At 39.2% G+C, this 4,802-nt stretch carries 3 protein-coding genes; 1 reads left to right on the plus strand and 2 read right to left on the minus strand.

All coding sequences use genetic code 11. The annotated features are described in order from the left end of the window. The first annotated feature begins 117 nt into the window (after nucleotides 1-117). On the plus strand, nucleotides 118-2,010 hold the full coding sequence (locus tag L6C30_RS14185; protein WP_057066693.1) for a hypothetical protein: 1,893 nt from the start codon (nucleotides 118-120) through the stop codon (nucleotides 2,008-2,010). Nucleotides 2,011-2,057: 47 nt separating this feature from the next. Here the strand turns inward: L6C30_RS14185 and L6C30_RS14190 are convergent, their stop codons facing one another. Together L6C30_RS14190 and L6C30_RS14195 are read right to left on the minus strand one after the other, a co-directional pair. Further along, nucleotides 2,058-3,266, minus strand: coding sequence for an IS256 family transposase (locus L6C30_RS14190; RefSeq protein WP_042090285.1), 1,209 nt, complete (start codon nucleotides 3,264-3,266; stop codon nucleotides 2,058-2,060). A 257-nt stretch (nucleotides 3,267-3,523) separates the two neighbouring features. Next, complete coding sequence (locus tag L6C30_RS14195) at nucleotides 3,524-4,615, minus strand: cation diffusion facilitator family transporter (protein WP_023187984.1); 1,092 nt, start codon at nucleotides 4,613-4,615, stop codon at nucleotides 3,524-3,526. Nucleotides 4,616-4,802: the final 187 nt, after the last annotated feature.

Here is a 4,802-nt window from a genome sequence, read left to right on the forward strand (position 1 = left end):
TTCTTCTTGGTCTACGTGCCATAAAATACTCCATATATTGATGTTTATAACATCATTTGAGGAGCAGAATATCACTTATAGGAGTTGTTCAAATTTACGGATCCATCTCTGTTGACCATGAACAATCATTCTAATGAAAAAAATACTGATAACTCTCCAGATAAAACAAAATCACCGGCATTCAAAGTTCTTGAATCCAATGCTGAAAAGTTCTTAATGGTGTGGTGGTATGGAGCGTTAGCAAAAGCTGATCGTAGAAATGCTCAACCTAAAGTTCATGTGGCTTTTAGGGAACTTCTGGAAGATTACACACCCACAGATAATTTTATTTTTATTGATGCAAATATAACAGATTTGGTGTCTTGGCCTATTGGAACAGTTTGGCACCATGAACGATTAGTTGACTATCTTCCCTTTGAAATAAGGGAGTTTGATATTGACCATACGGATTTTACACATACCTATGTTCAAGCATATAAGCGAGACGAAAAGACAGGGAGAATAGATCATTTCTTCTCAGACAAGAATAAATTTTATATTAATCCAAGCCAACGTGAGAATTGCATTTCTTTCTCCTTAACGGATCAGGAATATAAGGAACTACTCGTACCTTGTTTTGAGTTTCTGGTGAGAGGATATGGTCTCTCTACAGAACTTCCTAGAATTCTGACAACATATGATGAGACCGAAAGACATGAACGGCTCTACACCCCTCATCCAGAAGAAGAAAACACCTGGACGATCCTTATAGGTGATAGCCTCACAACAGATGATCATGTATTTATTGCCTACTATAAATATAGCAAATATACCCAAGATGCCGTAAGAATCTTATTTAGCAGTATTGCAAAACATGATGATTTTATCCAAAGAAACCATATATACCCTAAAGTAATGCCATGGCATAAGGAAACGAGAAAAATTAGGGTTTCAGGTTTTTGTATTCCTGACACCAATGCTTTTTTAGCCTTGACAATCCTTGGAATAGAACTACCTGATCAAACACTTATCAGACGTGTTCCAAAGGTAATTCACCGCATTAAGAAACCTGTAGATGTCAACTCACCTAATCCTCCTCAGTTGCAACTAGGTCCTGGTCAGATTAACGTATCTGAAGATCAAGGAGGGCGCAAACCATTATTACAATCGGTTATTTTAGGTCATGAATTTACATGGTTAGGTTCAGGCCCTATCGGGGAAAAAAGTAAAACAAAGTATGAAAGAACCATCACCCAGCCACAGAGAAAGAAAAATACTAAAGAAACCAATACAGTTGGTACAGGAGAACCTGATAGCTCTAAGGAAGTTCTAAATGTCCAAATTAACCCGACCACTAATGGAGATACAGAGTTTGAAGCTCCAGATCATGGAAGAATCATGGGCCTATGGAATGCATGTTTAAAGGCTCGCTCGTTAAATCCCAGTATTGTCAATGCAGTCCACTATTATACTTTTGAGGAAGAGTTTGATTACCGCGATAAACCCACTCTCATGGCCTTTTTCGTTAATTCAGAAACATTAAATAATAAAGATATTACAGATGGAGAAAAACAAACTTATAAAAATTGGTGTTATGCAAACTCAAATAAAACAGCACTTCGTGGAGCATTGGTCATCCGATTATCTCTTGTAAATTGCCCTCCAGTTTATCTTTTCGATATACAACCAGCGACTTACGTTTCAACTGTAGATGGGGAAAGTGTTCTCAAGGAGCGTGGGCATGCTGGTCTAATATTTAGGTCAAGAACCGCAGAACAATTTGAGCAGTATATTTCTGGGCTCATGGAGAGCCTGCCTTTGTCAGAGGGCTCTTATACGACAACTCTCCTAGGCTCCAATTTGGTTACTCAATTATTTGTTTTTAGACATTCAAAATCTGCTGGCTTGTCAGAGGGTGAATCAACGTTATTGAATGCTCTAAGAAAAATTGGAATCACGAATATCAAGTTAAAGGAGGAAAAGGAGGAAAAGGAGGAAAAGGAGGAAAAGGAGGAAAAGGAGGAAAAATAATATTCGAAGAGTCTGTAAATAATTTTGTGTAATTGCTTTTCATAAATTTAAAGGCGATTGCTTAAGCGGTCACCGAATTCAATAATAAAGCGGCTCATGGCTAAACGCCAGTCGCGAATAGGCATATTCCACTTTTTAGACGCTGCATCAATTGCCAGGTAAATCACTTTACGTACAGAATCATCCGTTGGAAAGACTTTACGCTTTTTGATCGCCTGACGTATTACGCTGTTTAATGATTCGATCGCATTGGTGGTATAGATGGCTTTGCGTATCTCGGCTGGATAAGCAAAGAAGGTATTTAGATTCTCCCAGTGTGTACGCCAGCTTTTGCTGATCTGTGGGTACTTGTCATCCCATGTTTGGGCGAATTGATCCAAGGCCATCAAGGCTGCCTCTTCAGTAGGTGACTGATAAACGGCTTTTAAATCCTGAGTGACCGCCTTGTAATCTTTCCATGATACGTATTTCAAGCTGTTACGCAGCATATGGATAATGCACAGCTGGATATGGGTTTGCGGGTATACGCTGTTAATGGCATCAGGAAAGCCTTTTAGTCCATCCACACAGGCGATCAGAATATCCTGCAACCCTCGGTTTTTAAGCTCAGTCAGGACATTCAGCCAGAACTTTGCACCTTCATTCTCAGCCATCCACATGCCGAGCAGTTCTTTCTGTCCATCAAGATTAATGCCTAAGGCAAGGAATACAGCCTTGTTGATAACACTGCCATTATGACGGACTTTAACTACAATACAGTCCATATAGACGATGGGATAGAGTGCATCCAGCGGACGGTTTTGCCATTCAGCGACTTGCTCCTTAACAGCATCAGTCACCTTGGAAATAAGCGTTGGCGATACATCAGCATCGTACATTTCTTTGAAAGTAGCCACGATTTCACGGGTAGTCATGCCTTTGGCATAAAGGGATAGAATTTGGCTATCCATTTGCGTGATACGAGTCTGATTCTTTTTAATTAGCTGTGGCTCAAATGTGCCATCACGATCTCGTGGTGTGGTGATCTCAATCTCACCATCATCGCTCAGCACGGTCTTACTGGAATAACCGTTACGAGCATTTGAACCGTTCTTACGAGCATTCTTTTCATGTCCGAGATGTTCGGTAAGTTCGACATTGAGAGCCGTTTCAACAGTGAGTTTAGTCAACAATCGGGTGAATTGATTGAGATCGTCTTCTGTTTTGATTCCTTTAGCAAATTCTGCTGCAAGGTCTTTTAGTTTTTGTTCGTTCATCATGTTGCCTGACTCCGTTGTGAATATGAACATAGCAAATTCAGGCAATTACACAATTTAATTTACAGTCTCTATTCGAATCTTACAATTGTGACCATCTTCTTTTAGCCTAGTCCATAATTCTTTCCTATGGGTAATTTTATTACATATCAAATTGAATTATATATAGTTTAATGGCACTTTTAAGTGCCATTAAACTTGGGTACCACTTGTGATTAGATAAGCACCTATATTAGGAATATTTAACCTTTTTAAACTCAGTGTTCTGAATCCTTTGGTATATTTTCAATAATGCAATGATGAATATCATCGTGATTGTTGAGTGATGTTTCAGCCTGAATAGTGACATGCTCAATACCTAGATTTTGTATGACATTCTCCAGATCATGTAAGAGTATCTGCACTTCCTGCATACTCATTTCTTCACTCACAACAATATGGCAGGATAAAATATAACGTTTACTTGTCAGACTCCATATATGTAAATCATGTACACCCTGAATTCGCTGGCCTTGAAGAATGGTTTCTTTGATTTCTGCCAAGTCAAATTTTTCTGGTGTACCCTGCATTAAAACATGCGAAGCCTTTACTACAACTGAATATCCACTGCGAAGAACAAGTATTGCAACTAGAACACTGGCTAAAGTATCTGCCCAGGCCCATCCAAAGAAGTAGATACATAGCGCAGCAGCAATTGCGCCAATAGAACCTAACAAATCACTGAGTACATGCAGGTAAGCACCTCGCATATTCAAGTCGTGTTCGGTATCACTACCTTTAAAAATCATTACTGCAACAATGATATTAATCAGCAATCCAATACTAGCAACGATCAACATCCCTTGTACTTCAATATGTTGTGGTTGCTGAAACCGTAGAATTGCCTCAATAAAGATATACAGTGCGATACCAACCAGTGTAATACCATTCAATGCAGCAGCCAGTATTTCAAAGCGTTGATAGCCGTATGTTTTATTTTTGGTAATCTGTTTTTGACCGATGAAGACTGCTGCAAGTGCAATACCAAGTGCAACAGAGTCACTCAGCATGTGACCGGCATCTGAAATCAAGGCCAAACTATTGGTAATAAAACCACCTATAAATTCCACTACCATAAAAATGGTAATCAGTAAAAAGCTTATGGTCAGAATTTTTTTATTACTTGGGATATGGCTGTGGTCATGATCGTGGTCGTGATCATGACCACCATGACCATGATGGTGTCCTGAGTGATCATGGTTGTGCTTATGGGTGTTACCATGACTATGCTTATGCCCAGAATGATCATGGTTATGATCATGTTCAGAGTGGTTATGTTTGTGATCTTGTGTATGGTTGTGCGAAGACATTTTATAGCACTCCTGATTATGGCTCTAACTGACTACGCAATGGATGATTGTTGTAGTAATCACCGATGTATATAATCGTAAGCGTCCGCTGAACACACCTTCTGAATTCATCCTATAAGCCTTAATTTAGTCCCCACTTAGAAACAAGTGGGGACTTAAATTTATGACTACAAATCATCAGACATCC

Source organism: Acinetobacter sp. KAM396 (assembly GCF_021602765.1).
Lineage (GTDB): Bacteria > Pseudomonadota > Gammaproteobacteria > Pseudomonadales > Moraxellaceae > Acinetobacter > Acinetobacter towneri_A.

Excerpts from the sequence above, each read along its gene's own strand:
- L6C30_RS14190 (WP_042090285.1), bottom strand. The coding sequence starts at position 3,266 with ATGAACGAACAAAAACTAAAAGACCTTGCAGCAGAATTTGCTAAAGGA.
- L6C30_RS14195 (WP_023187984.1), bottom strand. The coding sequence starts at position 4,615 with ATGTCTTCGCACAACCATACACAAGATCACAAACATAACCACTCTGAA.
- L6C30_RS14185 (WP_057066693.1), top strand. The coding sequence starts at position 118 with ATGAACAATCATTCTAATGAAAAAAATACTGATAACTCTCCAGATAAA.